This window comes from Streptococcus mitis (assembly GCF_003942865.1).
In the GTDB taxonomy this organism is placed as follows: Bacteria; Bacillota; Bacilli; order Lactobacillales; family Streptococcaceae; genus Streptococcus; species Streptococcus mitis_BI.
In genome coordinates, this window is record NZ_RJNZ01000023.1 from 1 (window position 1) to 2,257 (window position 2,257).

Consider the following 2,257-nt stretch of genomic DNA (forward strand, 5'->3'; position numbering starts at 1 on the left):
ATTCGAAATCACTTTCTTAAATATGATAGAGTCGTTCGTTGTCAGGTGAAAATCATTACTATGGATATGTTTAGCCCTTATTATGACTTGGCTAAACAGCTTTTTCCTAATGCAAAAATTGTACTTGATCACTTTCACATTGTACAACATCTTAGCCGCGCTATGAGTCGTGTGCATGTTCAAATCATGAATCAATTTGAACGAAAATCCCATGAGTACAAGGCTATTAAACGTTACTGGAAGCTCATTCAACAGGACAGTCGTAAACTTAGCGATAAGCGATTTTATCGCCCTACTTTTCAGATGCACTTGACGCATAAAGAAATTCTAGACAAGCTTTTGAGCTATTCAGAAGACTTGAAACATCACTACCATCTCTACCAACTCTTGCTTTTTCACTTTCAGAATAAGGAACCCGATAAATTTTTCGGGCTCATTGAGGACAATCTAAAGCAGGTTCATCCTCTTTTTCAGACTGTCTTTAAAACCTTTCTTAAGGATAAAGAGAAAATTGTCAACGCCCTCCAATTACCCTATTCCAACGCCAAATTAGAAGCGACTAATAATCTTATCAAACTTATCAAACGAAATGCATTTGGTTTTCGAAACTTTGAAAACTTCAAAAAACGGATTTTCATCGCTCTAAATATCAAAAAAGAAAGGACGAAATTTGTCCTTTCTAGATCGTAGCTTTTCTCAACCCACTACAGTTGACAAAGAGCCATTATAACACACTTACATCGAACGCTTACGAATCAGCAAGCAATCAACTTCCTGAAATACAAAAATCTCCTAGCAGGCTTCCCTGCTAGGAGATTTTCTTATGAGAGGTATTTGTTTAAGCTTTGAAAATCAGACTTATTATTCGATGTTTATCAAACAATCTACCAATTAAGCTTCTTCGTCTTCTTTACGACGACGGCCTGCAAGACCAAGACCAAGTAATGCACTTGCGGCAGCTGCTACCATAGCTACAGTAGAATCTGCTGTACCTGTATTTGGCAATTCTTTAGCTGCTTTACGTGCATTTGCTTGTGCTGATGCTGTTTGACCAGCATTAGCTGAACTTCCATTGTCTGTAGAAGGACGTTGTTTAAAGATATCTTTAGCTACGATTGTGTAAACTTTACCATCTTTAGTAATTACAGTTGCATTTCCTGCTTTGTCGAAGACAACTTCTACTACTTCAGCATTTGCTCCTTTAATCTTAGCTTTTGCAGCTTCTTTTTCTGCACCTGTTAAGTTATTGAGGTCTGCTACTGTTTCTTTTTCGAAGTCAACGTTGATGTTTTCACCATTATTCTTAGCTGCAACATCTTTAGCATCTTTAACTAATTGAGCTGCTGGAATTGTTGCTGTCTTACCTGCTGGTGTTGTAACTGTCGCATTTCCGTTTTCGTCTACTACTACAGTTGCACCTGGGTTGACTGCTTTAATTGATTCTTTAACTTTTTCAATTTCATCAGCTGTTAATTTAGCTTTATCTCCAACTAACACTCTAGTTGCTGGTGTGTTTACTGCATTTCCTGCATTTGGTTTAGCTGCGTCTGCTGCTGACTTAGTCAAGTCCGCTGCTGGAATGACTGCTGTCTTACCTGCTGGGGTTGTGACTGTTGCGTTTCCTTTTTCGTCTACTACAACTTTAGATCCTGGGTTCACTGCCTCAATTGCTTCCTTAACTTTTGCTTTTTCTTCATCTGTTAAGTTAGCTGGATCTTTAACTTCTACCTTACCTGCTGGTGTATTTACTGCATTTCCTGCATTTTCCTTAGCTGCGTCTGCTGCTGACTTAGTCAAGTCTGACGCTGGGATAACTGCTGTCTTACCTGCTGGGGTTGTGACTGTCGCATTGCCTTTGTCATCTACAACTACTGTTGCACCTGGATTTACAGCTTTAACTTTATCTTCGATCGCTTTCTTCTCTTCTGGAGTGAGAGCTTCTGGATTNGCTACTACTGTCTTATCTGCTGGTTTAACAATGTCATCACCTGCNTTTGGTTTAGCTGCNTCTGCTGCTGACTTAGTCAAGTCTGACGCTGGGATAACTGCTGTCTTACCTGCTGGGGTTGTGACTGTCGCATTACCTTTGTCATCTACAACTACTGTTGCATCTGGATTTACAGCTTTAACTTTATCTTCGATCGCTTTCTTCTCTTCTGGAGTGAGAGCTTCTGGATTTGCTACTACTGTCTTATCTGCTGGTTTAACAATGTCATCACCTGCGTTTGGTTTAGCTGCNTCTGCTGCTGACTTAGTC

2 protein-coding genes are annotated in these 2,257 nt (G+C 39.7%); one reads left to right on the forward strand and one right to left on the reverse strand.

The features are described 5' to 3' along the window. On the forward strand, positions 1 to 690 hold a 690-nt coding region (locus tag D8845_RS10095; protein WP_125453331.1), incomplete at its 5' end, for an ISL3 family transposase. Between the two features lie 201 nt (positions 691 to 891). Here D8845_RS10095 and D8845_RS10100 read toward each other — a convergent pair. Then, a partial coding sequence (locus D8845_RS10100; protein ID WP_125453332.1) for an LPXTG cell wall anchor domain-containing protein occupies positions 892 to 2,257 on the reverse strand: 1,366 nt, incomplete at its 5' end.